This is a genomic window from Pseudomonadota bacterium, from assembly GCA_026388215.1.
GTDB lineage: Bacteria > Desulfobacterota > Syntrophorhabdia > Syntrophorhabdales > Syntrophorhabdaceae > JAPLKF01.
Genome location: JAPLKF010000011.1, coordinates 1 through 18,205, shown reverse-complemented (window position 1 = coordinate 18,205; position 18,205 = coordinate 1). Strand labels below are relative to the sequence as shown.

15 protein-coding genes and 1 pseudogene are annotated in these 18,205 nt (G+C 42.2%); 14 read left to right on the top strand and 2 right to left on the bottom strand.

Features of this window, described 5'->3' with window-relative positions:
* The 13 genes and pseudogenes from cooS to NTU69_00855 form a co-directional block, all read left to right on the top strand.
* Nucleotides 1-1,398: anaerobic carbon-monoxide dehydrogenase catalytic subunit (gene cooS, locus NTU69_00915; protein MCX5802090.1), on the top strand; the 1,398-nt coding region annotated here is incomplete at its 5' end.
* 15 nt (nucleotides 1,399-1,413) lie between these two features.
* Complete coding sequence (gene acsB, locus NTU69_00910; protein MCX5802089.1) at nucleotides 1,414-3,621, top strand: acetyl-CoA decarbonylase/synthase complex subunit alpha/beta; 2,208 nt, start codon at nucleotides 1,414-1,416, stop codon at nucleotides 3,619-3,621.
* A 115-nt stretch (nucleotides 3,622-3,736) separates the two neighbouring features.
* Complete coding sequence (gene acsC, locus NTU69_00905) at nucleotides 3,737-5,077, top strand: acetyl-CoA decarbonylase/synthase complex subunit gamma (protein ID MCX5802088.1); 1,341 nt, start codon at nucleotides 3,737-3,739, stop codon at nucleotides 5,075-5,077.
* A 57-nt stretch (nucleotides 5,078-5,134) separates the two neighbouring features.
* Entirely contained in the window at nucleotides 5,135-6,013 is an 879-nt protein-coding gene (locus NTU69_00900; GenBank protein MCX5802087.1) for a dihydropteroate synthase, read from the top strand.
* A gap of 81 nt (nucleotides 6,014-6,094) precedes the next feature.
* Nucleotides 6,095-6,253 (top strand): hypothetical protein, encoded by a 159-nt coding sequence (locus NTU69_00895; protein MCX5802086.1) that lies wholly within the window; start codon nucleotides 6,095-6,097, stop codon nucleotides 6,251-6,253.
* 346 nt (nucleotides 6,254-6,599) lie between these two features.
* A complete protein-coding gene (locus NTU69_00890) occupies nucleotides 6,600-6,743 on the top strand; it encodes a hypothetical protein (GenBank protein MCX5802085.1) in 144 nt (47 codons plus the stop codon).
* A gap of 235 nt (nucleotides 6,744-6,978) precedes the next feature.
* Nucleotides 6,979-8,139, top strand: a complete 1,161-nt coding sequence (locus NTU69_00885) for a transposase (protein MCX5802084.1) — start codon at nucleotides 6,979-6,981, stop codon at nucleotides 8,137-8,139.
* Nucleotides 8,140-8,465: 326 nt separating this feature from the next.
* A pseudogene (locus NTU69_00880) lies at nucleotides 8,466-8,612 on the top strand (transposase).
* Nucleotides 8,613-8,915: 303 nt separating this feature from the next.
* On the top strand, nucleotides 8,916-9,716 hold the full coding sequence (gene proC / locus NTU69_00875; GenBank protein MCX5802083.1) for a pyrroline-5-carboxylate reductase: 801 nt from the start codon (nucleotides 8,916-8,918) through the stop codon (nucleotides 9,714-9,716).
* Entirely contained in the window at nucleotides 9,716-10,366 is a 651-nt protein-coding gene (locus tag NTU69_00870; protein MCX5802082.1) for a protein-L-isoaspartate(D-aspartate) O-methyltransferase, read from the top strand. The genes proC and NTU69_00870 overlap by 1 nt, the downstream gene beginning before the upstream one ends.
* Complete coding sequence (locus tag NTU69_00865) at nucleotides 10,354-11,226, top strand: sigma-70 family RNA polymerase sigma factor (GenBank protein MCX5802081.1); 873 nt, start codon at nucleotides 10,354-10,356, stop codon at nucleotides 11,224-11,226. Before NTU69_00870 ends, NTU69_00865 begins: the two co-directional genes overlap by 13 nt.
* Complete coding sequence (gene murJ, locus NTU69_00860) at nucleotides 11,207-12,739, top strand: murein biosynthesis integral membrane protein MurJ (protein MCX5802080.1); 1,533 nt, start codon at nucleotides 11,207-11,209, stop codon at nucleotides 12,737-12,739. Before NTU69_00865 ends, murJ begins: the two co-directional genes overlap by 20 nt.
* A gap of 123 nt (nucleotides 12,740-12,862) precedes the next feature.
* A complete protein-coding gene (locus NTU69_00855; protein ID MCX5802079.1) occupies nucleotides 12,863-13,714 on the top strand; it encodes a hypothetical protein in 852 nt (283 codons plus the stop codon).
* 2 nt (nucleotides 13,715-13,716) lie between these two features.
* On the opposite strand, the gene NTU69_00850 is transcribed toward NTU69_00855, so the two are convergent.
* Nucleotides 13,717-14,940, bottom strand: a complete 1,224-nt coding sequence (locus NTU69_00850) for a radical SAM protein (GenBank protein ID MCX5802078.1) — start codon at nucleotides 14,938-14,940, stop codon at nucleotides 13,717-13,719.
* Between the two features lie 15 nt (nucleotides 14,941-14,955).
* Entirely contained in the window at nucleotides 14,956-15,792 is an 837-nt protein-coding gene (locus NTU69_00845; GenBank protein MCX5802077.1) for a prenyltransferase, read from the bottom strand.
* A gap of 311 nt (nucleotides 15,793-16,103) precedes the next feature.
* On the opposite strand from NTU69_00845, the gene NTU69_00840 reads away from it, so the two are divergent.
* Nucleotides 16,104-18,205, top strand: a 2,102-nt coding sequence (locus NTU69_00840; protein MCX5802076.1) for an alpha-amylase family glycosyl hydrolase, incomplete at its 3' end; no start/stop codon positions are given.

Here is an 18,205-nt window from a genome sequence, read left to right as displayed (position 1 = left end):
CCGAGAGGGATAGACAGGGAAGTGGTGGAGATTATGCACAGGACACACATGGGTGTTGACCAGGATTACAGGCATATTATCCAGCAGACAACACGCTCGGCCCTTGCGGATGGATGGGGTGGCTCCATGATTTCTACAGATTTACAGGATATTATGTTTGGAACCCCTGTACCGGTCCTTGGAAGTATGAACCTTGGTGTTTTGAAGGAAGACCAGGTAAATGTGGTTGTCCATGGTCATGAACCTTTACTCCCTGAACTTCTTGTTGTTGCGAGCAGGGATCCTGAGATAAAAAGGCTCGCAGAGAAGGTTGGTGCAAAGGGTATTAACCTTGCAGGTATGTGCTGTTCTGCAAATGAGGTGCTCATGAGACACGGTATTCCCTGTGCGGGGAACTTTCTCCAGCAGGAACTTGCACTTGTTACAGGTGCGGTAGAACTTATGACCGTGGATGTTCAGTGTGAGATGCAAGGGCTTCAGAATGTAGCAGAATGTTTTCATACAAGGCTTATCACAACATCTGACAGGGCAAAGATAGAAGGTGCGACACATATAGAGTTCCATCCGGAAAATGGGTTGGACACAGCAAAGCTGATACTGAAGATGGCGATAGAGAACTACCCGAATAGAAGACATGCGGTTTATATCCCTGACCATACCCAGGATACAGTTGTTGGGTTTAGCCATGAAACGATAAATTATCTGCTGGGCGGGCTCTTCAGGGCAAGCTACAGGCCGTTAAATGATAATATTATAAATGGCAGGATAAGAGGTGTAGCAGGTGTTGTGGGGTGCAATAATGTCAGGACACCACATGATCTGGCCCATATTACAATGATAAAGGAACTTATAAAGAATGACGTAATTGTGTTGACCACAGGATGTGCGGCAATGGCGTGCGGAAAGGCAGGGCTTCTGACCCCTGAGGCAGCGCGCAAGTATGCAGGTTCAGGATTGGCTGAGGTCTGTGAGGCAGTGGGTATTCCACCTGTCCTCCATATGGGCGCATGTGTGGATAATTCGAGGATTCTAATTGCGGCAACTGCTATGGTTAAGGAAGGTGGCCTTGGTGATGACATAAGTGACCTTCCGGCAGCAGGGGCAGCACCTGAATGGATGAGCGAGAAAGCCATGGCTATTGGTCAATATTTTGTGGCCTCAGGTATATTTACCGTGTTTGGCACAACATGGCCCACAATAGGCAGTGATAACGTTACAAAACATCTCTTTGAGGAGTATGAAGATATGTTCAAGGGGATGTGGGCATATGAGCAGGACCCTGAAAAGGCAGCACGTCTTATGCTTGACCATATAGACAAAAAGAGAAAGGCTTTAGGGATAGATAAAGCAAGGGACAGAATACTGTTTGATATGGCTATGAGAAGAGCACTGGATTAATAAGGAGGGCACTGGATGTCGAAGATTATAGCATCGGCAGCTATTAGAGGGGCACATAAGATTTATAATAGGGCGGAAGAAAAATACAGAGAAGCCCTTGAGAAATTTGGCCCGAAGCAGGAGGTAGGTTTTCCAAATACGGCCTACTATCTCCCGATTATATATGCAATAACAGGTATTGGTGTTGCAAGGATAGAAGATATGAGGCGTGTCCTTGATATATGTAAAAGGCTTATTCCACCACCCGTGAAAGAGAAGACACCGCTTCCCTATCTCGCACCTGCCCTTGATGCCGGTATGGCAACGTTCTTTGCAGAGGAATGTATAGAGGCGATAAGGTACCTTGAGGAACCGGATTTTTATATGGCAAATAGCGAAGAGATAACAAATAAGACAATATGGCTTGGTGCCGCAAATGATGTGATTTTCAGGAAAAGGGGGGTAGAGTTTGTCGATGGGACAGCTCCTGGTTTTGCTGCCATTGTTGGTGCAGCGCCTGACGCAAAAACTGCTGCCCGGATTGCCATTGAGCTTCAGGAGAAGAACCTCTATGTGTTTATGTGTGCTGAGCACGAAGGAAAAAGATTTGCCGAACAACTTGTTGAAGCAAATGTTCAGATAGGTTGGCCAACAAGACTTGTCTCGTTCGGCCCTGATATATATCAGGCGGTTTTTGCCATAGGCTTTGCGTGTCGCGTTGCAATGGCCTTCGGGGGCATAAAACCTGGTGATTTCAGAAAGAACCTTATCTACAATAAAGACAGGACATATGCCTTTGTACTTGCCCTTGGAGATGTTACGGATGAATGGTATGCAAATGCTGCAGGCGCCATCAACTGGGGTTTCCCGACAATTGCAGACACACCAATACCTGAGGTCCTGCCTACAGGTATTTGTACATACGAGCATGTGGTCTCAAACATACCTCACGACCAGATAGTGCAAAAGGCAGTTGAGGTAAGGGGCTTGAAGGTTCAAGTCTCGAAGGTCCCCATACCTGTTTCGTATGGACCTGCCTTTGAAGGTGAAAGGGTGCGCGGTGAGGATATATACCTTGAGATGGGGGGTGGAAGGACTTTAGCAGTAGAATGGACAACCTCTAAAAGAATGGAAGAGGTGGAAGATGGCAAGGTTGAAGTCATCGGGCCTGACGTAACGGATGTACTGGCAGGAACAAGGTTAGACTTTGCCATGGTAGCGGAGGTTGCAGGCCGCAGTTTTCAGGAAGATTTTGAGCCGATACTTGAAAGACAAAACCATCATTTAATAAACCAGGCTCAGGGTGTTATGCATATTGGACAGAGGGATATTGCATGGATAAGGATTTCAAAACAGGCAGTGGAAAAAGGTTTTAGACTTGAGCATGTAGGCAAGATTATCCATGCAAAATACCATCAGGATTTCGGTGCAATCTTTGATAAAGTTCAGATAAAGATATATACAAAAGGGGATAAGGTAAAAGAGATTCTTGAGCAGGCACGTGCGTCATATGAACACAGGGATACAAGGATTGAGGGTATGACCGATGAAAGTGTGGACACCTTCTACTCATGTATACTGTGCCAGTCTTTTGCGCCTAATCACGTATGTATAGTGAGCCCTGAGAGAACAGGTCTTTGTGGTGCATACAACTGGCTGGATTGCCGTGCAGCCTACGAGATAAATCCAGCAGGGCCTAATCAACCCGTGCAGAAGGGTGAGAATATTGATGAGCGGTATGGCCAGTTTAAGGGATGTAATGAGTACGTAAAAAAGGCTTCCCGGCAGAAGGTTGAATCTGTGAGTTTTTACAGCCTTATGGTAGACCCAATGACTACATGCGGTTGCTGTGAATGTATCGCAGCGGTGCTACCCATGGCTAATGGCATTATGACGGTAGACAGGGATTATACTGATATGACCCCATGCGGTATGAAGTTTACAACCCTTGCAGGCTCAGTCGGTGGTGGTGCCCAGACGCCGGGTTTTCTGGGGCACAGTAAATATAACATTACACAGAGAAAATTTTTAAAGGGAGATGGTGGGCTTTTGAGGGTTGTGTGGATGCCAAAGAGGCTGAAAGAAGAAATATATGATCGCCTTAAAAAGAGGGGAGAAGAGTTTGGTATAACGAATTTTCCTGATATGATTGCTGATGAGACTGTAGCAAGGACAGAAGAAGAAGTCATCGAGTATATCACAAAAAAGGGTCATCCATGTGTGAACATGGAACCACTGATGTAACGGTAAACACAGGGTTCGAGGGGTCAAGGATTCGAGGATTCAAGTGAAATTCGCTCGAACCCTGGAACCCTCGAATCCTCGAATCCTTCAAGAAAATAAAGGAAAGGAGACAAGAATGGCGCTTACGGGAATTCAAATATTCAAGCTTCTTCCCAAAACGAACTGCGGTGAATGCAAATATCCAACCTGTCTTGCCTTTGCAATGGCGCTTGCAGCAGCCAAGGTGGAGCTCGATGCCTGTCCCCACGTGAGTGATGAGGCGAGGGCTGAGCTATCCGATGCAAGCGCCCCTCCTATAAGGCAGGTCACGATAGGGGTTGGAGATTATGAGGTAAAAATTGGCGGTGAGACGGTCTTGTTCAGGCACGAAAAGACATTCTTTAATAAACCCGGTTTTGCCATCCTTATAACAGGTGAGATGGATGATGGGGAAGTGGACAAACGGTTTTCAAAACTTGCACAATATCAGTATGAACGGGTTGGATTAACACTGAGGCCGGAACTTGTTTCCTTAAAAGAAACAGGGAATAAAGAGAATTTTATTAATCTTGTGAAGAGGGCGTGCGATGAGCCATACAGCATAATCCTTATGTCCTATGATTCATCTGTAATGAAAGAGGCACTTGAAATTTCTAAGGCGAAAAGACCACTCATCTATGCTGCAACGAAGGACAATTACGAGGCATTCGGTGCCCTCGCAAAGGAGTATGGATGCCCCCTCTCAGTGAAAGGGGAAGGTATTGAAGGTGTTGCAGATTTAACGGAGAAGCTTACCGGCATAGGGCTTAAAGACCTTGTGATAGATACATCTACACGTTCGGTGAAGGATAGTTTTCAGGAACAGGTAATCATAAGAAGGGGAGCACTTATTGGCAAGTATAAACCCATCGGTTTCCCGACCATAGTATTTCCATCGGAAATGACAGACAATCTCATGAAGGAGACACTCATTGCATCATGTTTTGTTGCAAAATATGCAGGTATCATTGTATTGAGTGATTGTCAGGGGGAGAGCATCTTTCCGCTTCTGCTCCAGAGATTGAATATATACACAGACCCGCAGAGACCCATGACGACCCAGGAAGGTATCTATCCAATAAACAATCCTGATGAAACATCACCTGTACTTGTAACGTGCAACTTCTCGCTTACATACTTCATCGTAAGCGGTGAGATAGAGAATTCAAGGGTTCCGAGCTGGCTTTGCGTGATGGATACAGAAGGATTATCAGTAATGACGGCATGGGCAGCGGGAAAATTTGTTGGTGATTTAGTCGGGGCCTTCATAAAAAAGTGTGGTGTTTTTGAGAAGGTGAAGCACAAAAAGCTTGTAGTCCCTGGATATGCTGCAGGGATACTCGGAGACCTTGAGGAAGAGCTCCCTGGCTGGGAAATCCTCATAGGTCCAAGGGAAGCAGCCCATATACCGGCGTATTTGAGGATGTGGAAACCGTAATATCAAAGGGTCCAAGGATTCAAGGGGCCAAGGGTTCAGGAAAAAGGGGAGTTTATTATGATATTAATCGGTGAAAATTTAAACGTTATGTCAAAAAAGATTGGTGAGGCGCTGAAGCAGAAAGACCCGAATCCCATTAGAGAAATGGCTCTTGCAGAGGCCAAAGCAGGTGTGGATATGCTCGATATAAATCTTGGACCTGCACGGAAGGGAGGACCGGAACTTATGGAGTGGGTTGTGAAGACTGTGCAAGAGGTTGTGGATTTACCGCTTTCCCTCGATACAACTAATGTGGAGGCAATGGAGGCAGGGCTGCGTGTTCATAAGGGTAGGCCACTAATCAATTCTATTTCAGTACGGCCTGAGCGGATGGGTGCGTTGATGCCACTTGCGAAAACGTATAATGCAGGGTTTATCGGGCTTACCCTTGGTGTAGAAGGCATACCGAGGGATGCAAATGAGAGGGGACTCCTTGCCGCTCAAATAATTGCGGAGGCAGCAAATTACGGGATACCTGAAGAGGATATATGGATTGACCCCATAGTTCTTCCCATAAATAGTCAGCAGATGCAGGTTCAGGGATGCACAGAATTTGTCATGATGCTCTCCGAGCTTGCGCCCAATTCCAAATCGACCTGCGGGCTTTCAAATGTCTCAAACGGAGCCCCAACACATCTAAGAGGGATTTTAAACAGGACTTATATGATAATGCTTAAGTGCTATGGTATGCATTCAGCGATTGTTGATGCCTTTGATGAAGAATTAAAGGCGATTGCGAAGGGGAAGATGCCGGAGCTCGAAGCCCTCGTGTATAAGGTGCTGGATGGAGAGAAAGTGGATTTGTTGAAGCTTTCAAAGGAAGAAATAGAGTATGTAAAGACCACCAGGGTTCTCCTCGGAAAGACACTGTATTCAGATTCCTGGCTGGAGTTATAAAAAACCAGCTATTAGCTGTCTATTGTCCTGTCCCATGAATAATTTTATAAGGAATTGTATTACTCCTCGGGCTCGTGCTCCATGGAGAGAAAAGTATCTGTGCTGTTTTATCCGGCAAGCGCTTCCCCCCATCTCCCTACCATTGCATTCCAGGGGGCTCTCTACCTTGCCGGAAACATCACAGGCTTTTCTTTGCTCCACTCCGCAATGCCCATCTTACGTAACACAATCCCTTATTAGCAAAAGAGTGTTGGGGACAGGGCAATAGCAGTTAGCCAATAGCTATTAGCAATTTAAGACATAACAACATCTTTTATCATTTTTCAGTTGCAAATAGATTGAAATTGGAAGAAAATGGAGAAAAAGGGGGATAGGTTAATAATGCACAGTATGAAACTGTGTCCCTAAAGACACAGTGAGTGGTGAGTGGTAAGTGGAAAAGCAGACCGCAAGCGTGGATTATGAGTCAAAATCTTAACTCTCCGTTCTTGGCTCTCAGCTATGCATTACTGGCTGACTGCTAAAATCCAGTTGCAAATAAAATGAAATTGCGGGAGAATGTTGCAAGCAAAAGACATTGTGAGAAATGAAAATTCAAATTGATCCTCATACTTTAGAAAGAGCAAGAGAGCGAGGCGCAACATTAAAAGAGATTAAGGATGTTATTAAAACAGGATTCTCTATTCCTGCAAAACTTGAACGAGCAGGAAAAGCTAAGGTTTATCCATGAAAATTCACGCAAGAGGACTGACTGCTTTAGCTGTCAGGGGAATTGCGTATCCTCCTCTCATTAAAGATTTTACTTGACAAATAATTACTATTAGGCTATACTTTAAGGTATGAAAATAAAACTTATAAAACTTAACTGTAAACGCTGCGGGCATCAATGGATACCTAAACAAGAAGAAATTCGTATTTGTCCGAAATGTAAATCTCCTTATTGGGATAGAGAGAAAAAGAAATAAATGATAAATGTTTTCAAATACAGACTTTATCCAACCACAAAGCAAACACAAACCCTTGCGACACAGCTTGAAGGACATCGCTTTCTTTATAACCAAGCCCTTGCTCAACGGAAAGAAGTTTACGAACAAACTGGCAAGGGGATCGGTTACGCCGCTCAGGCTACAGGGCTTATTCCAAAACTTAAAAAGACCTGTCTGCCAACCAGGCAGGAAAGTAAAAATCTTGCTCTTTGCAATTATAGCTCTCTCCAACAAACATTGAGAAGACTTGATAAATCTTTCAAGGCTTTTTTCCGTAGAATTAAATCTGAAGGGAAACCTGGTTATCCTCGTTTTAAGTCTATTGATAGATTTAATACGATAGCCTATGCCGTGCTTGGCGATGGTTGCCAGATTAAGGATAACCGACTTTATCTTCAAAATGTAGGTTGTGTCAAGGTCAAGTGGCATAGACATATTGCTGGAAAAGTTAAAACTGTTTCTGTTACCAGAAGAAATGGCAGATGGTATGCTTCTTTTACTGTTGTAACCGAGTCTATCCCCCTTCCTAAAGTTGGTAAGATTGTTGGAATAGATGTTGGTCTTAAGGCCTTTATTTCTACGAGTGATGGAAAACAAATCACACCACCTAAATATTTGAAACTGTCTGAAAGAAAACTTATCAAAGCACAAAGGAAACTTTCTCGTAGACAGAAAGGCTCTAATCGCAGAAGAAAGGCTCGTTTGTTGGTTGCTAAACATCACGAAAGAATTGCTAACCAGAGACTTGATTTTTGCCACAAAATTGCATATTCGCTTGTTCAAAGTTACGATGGACTTGCTGTTGAAAACCTTAATATCAAGAATATGGTTAAGAATAGGCATCTTGCTAAGAGTATATCTGACGCATCTTGGGGCATGTTTCTTATGATACTCAAATCCAAAGCTGAAAACGCTGGGAGATGGTATCAAGAGATTACCCCTAACGGAACATCTCAAAAATGTTCCCGATGTGGCAATATTGTCAAAAAGTATCTTGCTGTTAGAGTTCATAATTGTCCTTTTTGTGGGCTGTCTCTTGATAGAGATATAAATGCAGCCCTGAATATTTTACAAAAGGCTTGGATTGAGCCTTCGTGGAGAGGCGGTGTATCAATGCCCCTTGTTGAAGCGAGAAGCTGACTGCTTTAGCTGTCAGAGTAATCACACTGTTAATCTATTATAAATACAGGGTATTGTCAAAATTTTACCATTCAGGGCATCTAAGCCAGCAATTCTCGGTGAAAATATTTCCCCTTATTTTTAGTAATGTCTGAGCTGAATGAAAATTATTTTTTCGTAACATAACCGACAGGGAAAGAACCCACTCAAAAATACGGTTCTTTCTTAAATAAAGTGCAACAATCTTTCTAACCCATTAGAATTATATATCAATAAGCAAAAAGCATCGGTTACAATGAAAACTGGTATACTTTTGGTTCGCCAACCATACAAATACCAGGGAGTAACCTATGCATCTACAGGGTATCAACAACAAGATCAAAAGACTGAAACGAATGGCATACGGGTATAAGGATATTGACTACTTCCGGTTAAAAATCCATCAACATTGTGGACTCTTAAACCCAAAACTTAACCCTATAAATGCAACTTAAATAAGAAAGAACCGGAAATGGGTTATTGCCTTTTCAAGCTCGAAGATGTGTGATGGAGGACCGGGTGCAACATACATACTTCTTTAAAAAAAGCCTGAAAAGAAGAAGATACACATTGTAGGATAAGCAGTATTATCAGCAGCCAGTAATAAGAAATGCATAATTCTTAATACACCACCAATAATGGAAAAAACTGAAAAACTTAAAAAATTAACTTTAAAATATCCTGTCTAATGGTTTATAGTTTTAAATCAGATGCGAAATTTAAAACAAAAACTATATTAGAGTGAATGGGGGAATAGCATGAGTAAAATCGGAATAATTGGTATCGGAAATATGGGCGAAGCTATAGTGAAGGCTCTTTTGAAAAAAGGTTTAAAAAAAGAGGAGATCCTGTGCTCAGAAATAAAATCGGACAGAGTAAACTTTATAGAGAAAACATACGGTGTAAAATGTCTAAAAAAACTGGAAGAATTAGTAAGGAAAACGGATTATATAATCATAGCAATAAAACCTCAAGATTCAAAAGAGCTTATTAAAAATATTGCCCCCTTTCTTAATGAAAAAAAGGTAATCATATCCATAATGGCAGGGGTAACTACTTCAAATATATTATCTATTGTCGGGAAACCCGTGAAAGTGATAAGGGCCATGCCTAATATCTGTGTAAAGGTTGGTGAAGGGGCAATTGGCATAACATCTAACAAGATTACACAAAAAGAAGAGATGGAGAAAATAAAAAGGATGTTTTCACCTCTTGGAAAAATAGTAGAGGTAGGGGAAGAACTTATGGATGCGATAACAGCCCTCGGTGCAAGCGGTCCTGCATTTTTTCTACTCTTTCTTGAGGCTATGATAGATGCGGGTGTGAAAATGGGCATCACCAGGGAAAAAGCAAAAATCCTGTCCACCCAGGTAGTAAAAGGCACCTTAAAAATGCTGGAGGAAGAGGGGATTCATCCAACTTTAATGAAAGAAATGATTGTCTCTCCTGGTGGAACTACCATATCCGGTCTTGCATCACTTGAAGAAGGGGCCTTCAAGGGTAGCATAATAAAAGCAATAGAAAAGGCAAGCAAAAGGGCAAAAGAACTCTCTTTATGATGTTTGGCGAATTTTACAGCAAAAGGCAGCAAATGGTTGATAAGCAAATCATACCGCGGGGGATAAGTGACGTCAGGGTTATAAACGCCATGAAAAAAACGCCAAGGCACTTATTTCTCGATGAAGCCCTCTGGCCACAAGCATACGAGGACCATCCACTTCCTATCGGGGAAAAACAGACAATATCCCAACCCTATATGGTGGCCCTTATGACAGAGGCACTTCATTTAAATGGTAATGAAACTATCCTTGAAATAGGAACAGGATCGGGTTATCAAACCGCCATTCTTGCAGAGCTCGCAGAACAGGTATACTCAATAGAGAGAATTCCGGCAATAGCAAGAAGGGCAAGAAAGACCCTTGATGATCTTAAATACACAAATGTGGTTATAACCATCTGCGATGGAACACTTGGATGGAAAGAGCATGCTCCATACGGTGGTATTATAGTTACCGCTGCTGCTCCCAGCCCTCCAGAACCACTTTTTGAACAATTAAAAACAGGTTACAGGCTCGTAATCCCAATAGGTGACGAGCATCTGCAGGAATTGATGATTTATACAAAAGAGGGTGGGGGTACATACAGGGAAGATAATTATGGAGGATGCAGGTTTGTAAAACTTATAGGAGAATTCAGTTGGAAGGAATAAAGGAAGAAAGGAATATCAACATATATGTTGAAGAGGAGTTCAAGGCTGAAAGACTCTATGAGAAAGATTTAAAAAAACTTCCAATCATAACTCAAGAAGAGGAAAGGGAGTTTGCCAAAAGAATCTCTATGGGGGATCTTGATGCAAGAAGAAAGATGATAGAGGCAAACTTGAGGCTTGTCGTGAAAATTGCAAAAAAATATGCAAATCAGGGGGTTCCCAACCTTGACCTCATCGAAGAAGGAAATATAGGGTTAATAAAAGCTGTAGAAAAATTTGACCCATCAAGAAAATGCAGGCTCTCTACATATGCAACATGGTGGATAAGGCAATCAATAGAAAGGGCAATCGCAAATCACTCAAGGACTATCAGATTACCGGTACACATCTCTTCGAGGATTTATAGAATATCAAAATTAATCAATAACTATATGGAGGAAGATGGCAGAGAACCATCCCCTGAAGAAATAGCCCGCGATACTGGTTTTCACATAGACTTTATTAAAAACCTATTTTCTATGGTCATAAAAACATATTCACTCGAGACTATCATCGATGAGGATGGTAAACTGACATTGGAAGAGGTCTTGCCAGATACTTCAACCGAAGGACCACTATCAGCCTTTGAGCAAACAAAAAGGGTTGAAGAAATTGCATCATGGCTTGACACGTTAAGTGGTGATGAAAAGAAAGTGACTATTTTAAGATACGGGCTTGATGGAGAAGAACCGCAAACCCTTGAGGCTATTGGAAAGTTATTCGGTGTGACACGGGAGCGGATAAGACAAATAGAGCAAAAAGCTATCAATAAACTTCGTAGAACCGTTAAGAGAAAAAATATTGGAACAGAAAATATCTGAATCACAACCTTCAACAAATCCAGCAAAGGATATTATAAAAAAAGGCTCTGTAATCACCATCATTACACTGATAAGCAGACCTCTCGGTTATGTAAGGGAAGCTATCCAGGCATATTTATTTGGTGCCACATTACTTGTGGATGCCTTCATTGTAGCCTTTAATTTCCCAGAATTAATACAGATACTTTTCTTCTCCGGGGCAACAAGTGCCTTTCTTATCCCGGTATGTACTAAATATATAAACGACAATGAAGAATACTCAAAAATATATTCGACATTCATCAACTTATCTATACTCATCACCCTTTTTATATCTGTCATATTCTTGATATTCAGCGGAAGTATTATAAATATAATAGCACCTGGTTTCAGCCCGGAAGCAAAAAGGATCACAAAATACCTGTTTATGATAATGATACCCGTTATCTCTCTCCATGCGATTCTCTCGGTAATAAAGGCATTTCTCAATGCAAAGGAACATTTTGCAGCCCCGGAAATGTCAGGTATACTGTGGAATATTATTTTTATACTCTCGGCACTCGCCCTGAGTGGTAAAATCGGTATATACAGCCTTGCCATCGGGGTTACTGTGGGTTCTTTTCTTCAAATCATCATACAATTTCCATACTTAAGAAAGTTTGACATCAGTTATAAAGCCACACTTTCCCTCAGCCATCCTTCAATAAAGGAAGCAAAAAACCTCTTCACAGGTGCACTTATTGCAACATCCATAGTGCCCATAAACAGCTTTGTCGGAAGAATCATAGCATCATTCCTCCCCCACGGAGAGGTAGCATCCCTATCTTATGCCTTCAGAATCTTCATCCTGCCATTCAGCCTGTTTGCTGTCCCTATCTACACTGTCACATTTTCAAAGGTTTCAAAACTTTACCATGAGAGGGACTGGAAGCACATATTTGCCCATACAGATAGCTCCATCATTCTCCTCTGTATAACATTAATACCTTCCACAATACTCCTCTGTTCTATGGGTGATGTCTTCATAAAGATACTCTATGAAAGGGGTGCTTTTACTGTTAGGGAAACATTTATTACAAACAGGGCGCTTTTTGGCTATAGTACAGGGCTTCTCTTTTATGCCCTTTCTATCTCTTTCGTGAGAATTTTCAATGCCCTCCATGATATGAGAACACCCGCCATCATCGGTATCACCTCAATCGCACTGAACGCTATCCTTGCTGTCATCCTGATGGTCCCCCTTCAGAACCTCGGTATCTCACTCGCAACCTCTATTGTGTCTTTTTATAACTTCACAATGTTGTATATCATTCTGAGGAAAAAAACCGGTTATAGACTGACGCAAAAAACCGTAAGGGATATAATCAAATCCCTTCTCGCGGGAGTTATTCTCTTCCTTTCAATATTTCTTGTAAAACATCTATTAGCGGACAGGCTTTATATATCGGCAACCCTGAGCCTCATACTAACAATTATAATCTACAGTATATTTTTCAAGGACTATTACCTTCTGTACCTGAAAAGAAGATTATAATGCTATATCCCTTTTTAATCACCGATGGATAAATTTTTTACTTTATTATGTTCCCTTTTTGCTATACACTTATAACCTTGTATAACCAGTTCATATAATAAATTCTATAAAACGGTGTAAACTATGTCTACGAAGGAAAATCAGATTTGCAAAAACATCATAGATCAAATCAAGTCAATTTATAAGAGTAACTATGGAGATGACAATACTGAGATTATTGAACGAATATTCAATGATGTGATTGACCTCTTTAACGGCAAGAGGGAGGGATTTCAAGGGTGTGATGCAAAATATCACGATTTTTCTCACACCTTGCAGACTATCCCACCATTCATAGAAATAATAGACGGATGGAATAAAAGCGAAAAGACACCAAAAATTACGAAAGATTTTTTTGATATGGGGATTATCGGGGTTCTCATGCACGACACAGGTTACATGAAAACCATCGATGACATTGAAGGTACAGGGGCCAAATACACATTTACCCACATACAGAGAAGTGCTGATTTTGCAGGTCATTATCTAAGACAGATGGGATTTGAAAATCACAAAATACTTGGCATCCAGAATGCCATTAAATGTACGGGGGTGAAGGTTAATCTGAATGATATCCAATTCAACTCAGAAGAAGGAAGGGTACTTGGTTATGCACTCGGAAGTGCAGATTTTCTGGGACAGATGTCTGCAGATAACTATTTGAAAAAATTGCCAATACTCTATAAAGAGTACGAAGAAGCATACCGGCATGAGGGAATTGAAAGGCTGCATGAAATCGGTGCAATTATATTTGAAAGTGCTGAACACTTAATCAGGAACACCCCCAATTTTTTTGAAAATGTAGTTATGGTGCGCTTTAAAAGTATGGGTTCCGTATATACACACCTGACCTACCATTTTAATAGCCCGAAGATCCCGTACTTAGAAGCAATTGAGGAAAATCTTAAAAAGATTAGGCTGGGCCTGGTGAACTGACATCAGCCACAATTATTTGAGGTATGTATAAAACACGAAGGGTCTTCAGCTAAGTAATCACCACTATACGCCATTGCACGCCCCCTGCAGCCACCGCATATCTTTCTGTATTTACAATCCCCGCACCTGCCATGCAATGTATTCTCCCTGTTCCGTAAATTGGTAAATATATCACTACCCCGCCATATAGATTCAAAAGATTCATCCCTAACATTACCAGCGCTTATTTCAACAAATGGACAGGGCCATACATCACCATTTGCCTTGATATACACAAAGCCCCGGCCTGCAGCACAGCCATTAAATACTTGCTCTGCAAGCTTCATCCAGATACGATGTGTTTTCTTGTTCTGTTCCATCAAATAAGGCCAGTATTGAGGACCAGCAACTGGTTCAATGATTGTAGAAATATTTTTCTGCTTTTCAATTAAAAACTTTAACAACCTTTCATTTTCATTCACATCAAGTGTTGCCTCTTCAATTTTGCTTCCCCGGCCCACAGGAACAAGCTGGTACATCAACATGATCCCTGCGCCTTGAGCATCTGCCAGCTCTATCAATTCATCCATGGTAGCAAAATTGTATTCCATCGCAGTGACATTTATCTGCAAAAGTATACCAGCCTTTTTTACTGAACGTATTCCGCGCATTGCCATTTCAAAAGCCTCGGGGTTCGCCCTGATCCTGTTATGTATTTCACTCATTGATGAATCAAGGCTCACCGCAGCCCCTACAACACCCGCCTCTTTCAGTTTAAAAGCCACTTCCTCATCTATGAGGGTACCATTCGTAGCAATAACATTTGCCAACCCTGCTTTCTTTGAATGCTCAAGCAACTCAAAAAGGTCTGGACGTACAAGGGGCTCACCACCAGTATAAACAAGCATACGGAACTCATCAATCCTGGCTAATTCATCTATAAACCTTTTCGCCTCATCAGTTGTCAATTCATCCTTCGCAGGTTTACCGGATGTGGCATGACAGTGGATGCACCTTAAGTTGCAGGCAGCAGTTACTTCCCATGCGGGATGGGAAGGAAAACCAATACAGCCCATACCAATAGAACCAGCAGCCACGGGCAGGGATTTAAAACTGTGCTTAAACAACCATCTGTTAAACCCGTTCCATTTTATAAGGTGTTTAAAATAAAGCACGCTCCCAAACTGCTTTATGATTAAGCTCGGGGGCCAGAATATGCGTTTTAAGGGCCAGCTCAAAGTTTTCATTTGACTAAAAGCCCCTTACCAGACAGCAATGATATATGATAGGGTAGTCCCTAAATTGGTCACTATCGTCAGGCCGCACATTATCTCCAGTAATTTTCTGTCAAGATACTTTTTGCAGAGCATCATAATAACCACACTCAATGAAACCATAAAAATAGGAGCATAAAAGACCAATGCGATTGAAGGTAATCCCTGTCTCACAGATAACACATAAGTAACCCAGGCTATAACTGTTATCAAAATATACAGGTATGCTGCCTTTTCTTTTCCAAGTCTCACGACAAGATGGTTTTTCTTCGCAATCAAATCGGCATGATAATCAGGAAATTCGTTGATGAGGATGACATTGAAAATGGTACAGGCAATAGGGAGTGAAACCCAGTAAACAATACTATCAACAGTTCCACTCTGAATGTAAAAGGATACGGCAACCGGCAACCAGCCGTAGCAAATCCCGATAAGCACTTCACCTATTCCCTTGGCTACCCAGCGTACCGGCATTTTAGAATAAAAAAAACCCGATATAATACCAATAACACCCAGCGGGATTGTCCAGAGACCTGTTTTATAATGAAATTGGAGAATTAACCCGATAATGACTGCCAGTACTAAAGCGACATACCCTGCAATTTTTGCATATTTATAGGATAAAACATCCTCAGCTATAATTCCGCTCCCTCCATGAAATGCACTCCTTCCCATGGCAGTCAAAAGTCTATCTTCCACAATGTCACAGTATTCGCCGTTGTAATAGGTACTGAGCATAATCAAAATTACCGCAACAGTACTCCATATAAAGACCGGCAGATGAAATACCCCATACATACGGTAAGCCAGAAGAGTGCCCAGCATAAAAGGCAGAACCCCCACCGAATGGAAGGGGGGTCGTGACATCAGGATTAATCCCTTAATGATTGTTATTATTGATGGACCTTTCATATTCTATGTTATCCAGCGAAATTAACAGAACAGCTTAACAGCCAAGGAGCAAGAAGTCAAGCAATGCCAAAAACCAGCTTTCAGCTATTAGCTGTCAGCTCTTAGCCCTCCATTCTCAGTTTTTCGACTGACGACTGACGGCTAATTACTGACTGCTTATATTGACTAACAAAAGTGCCTGTGTTAGCATTTGCTTGCCTGTCATTCTTATATCCAAAAGGGGCATGATGGCTCAATTACCCAGTATGGAATTCCATATTTCCCGCAAGGCAAGAGACCTTTACCAGTTTGATGGATCTCTTTTTTCTCTGAGCGGGAATGTTATTCTTGCCAATTTTCACGCCGCCCGTGTTTTTGCACAGAAGATGAACCAAAAGCGAGACCTCGTCAATTTTTCAGAACGTGCCGTGAAACCGGGGCAAATTAATGCCATGGGGCTTATTGATGAAATCCTCCACTACATGGTAGGTTTGTACCGAGAGCAGATAAACAAAGATGTTATACACCAGGCACTCATCCAGTTAAATAAAGCCCTCGGTAAAGAAGAAGTCGATAAATCCCTGCGTAATTTTCTGGACGAATTTCCTCCTGTTAAAGTCTACAGGCAGGAAATAACAATTGAAACTTATCTAAATAGCGAAACTGCCAACATCCCTAATCGTCAGATTATATTGGAAGAGATGCTTCTGCTATGGCTTGCGAACATGAATCCGGCATTCTCACCATTTATTGAACTGTTCGATGATACAGTCCTGAAAAAAAATACGGTATATTTGCAAATCATTTCGGGTTTAAGAAGATTCTTCGAGACCCAGCCTTCTTTTGGACCTTATAACCAATCACTTGTGGATATGCTTCGTAGCCCTGCCGTAATCGTCCCCTATTCGCTTTCAGGACAATTAGAATATATCCGTACACATTGGAAACTCTTACTCCGTAAATATTTATATCGCCTTCTCAAAAGCCTTGACCTCTTCAAGGAAGAAGAAAAGGTAACGTTTATGGGGCCTGGTCTTGCTGAGGTTTACAAGTATATCGGGCTGGAACTTGAACTTGAACTTTTCAGTCCTGACAGGGACTGGATGCCGAGGCTGGTCTTGATGGCAAAAAATGTTTATGTATGGCTTGACCAGTTATCCAAAAAATATAGCCTTTCCATAACCAGACTTGACCAGATTCCCGATGAAGAATTAGACATGCTTGGGCAGCAGGGTTTTTCCGGTTTATGGCTCATAGGCATATGGGAACGAAGCCCTGCGTCACAAAAGATCAAGCAGCTGTGTGGTAACCCTGAGGCAGTACCATCGGCATACTCTTTGTTCGATTACACAATTTCAGAAGATCTGGGGGGTGAAGAAGCATACCAGAGCTTGAAAAATCGTGCATGGCAGCGGGGCATTCGTCTTGCAAGCGACATGGTTCCCAACCATGTGGGTATTTATTCAAGGTGGATGATAGAACATCCCGACTGGTTTGTTTCTCTAAATTACAACCCCTTCCCCTGGTACATATTCGGCGGTCCCAACCTCTCTCATGATGAGAGGGTAGCTATCTATATTGAGGACCACTATTATAACCGCACCGATGCGTCTGTTGTATGTAAACGCGTGGATTCATGGACTGGAAGCGAAAAATTTATCTATCACGGTAATGACGGGACAAGCATGCCCTGGAATGATACTGCACAGCTCAATTACCTGAATCCTGAAGTCCGTGAGACAATGATACAGACCATCCTGCATGTAGCACGGAAATTCCCCATCATCCGCTTTGATGCAGCCATGACCCTTACCAAAAAACACTATCAGCGGCTCTGGTTCCCGGAACCGGGTACGGGCGGAGCTATCCCTACACGTGCAGAATTTGGTCTTACAAAAGATGAGTTCAATAAGCTTATGCCAAAAGAATTCTGGAGGGAGGTTGTGGACCGTGTGGCTGCGGAAGCACCCGACACACTACTTCTCGCCGAAGCATTCTGGCTCCTCGAAGGCTACTTTGTCCGTACACTCGGCATGCACAGGGTTTATAACAGCGCATTTATGAATATGTTGAGAGATGAGGACAATGCCAAATACCGCACCGTTATGAAAAACACATTGGAATTTGACCCTGAAATCTTAAGACGCTTTGTCAACTTCATGAATAATCCCGATGAGCAGACTGCCGTTGAACAGTTCGAAAAGGGGGATAAATATTTTGGTACATGCACCATGATGGTAACCATGCCGGGGCTTCCCATGTTCGGACATGGCCAGATTGAAGGATTTGAAGAAAAGTACGGGATGGAATACAGACGTGCCTACAAGGACGAAAAACCGGATACGTA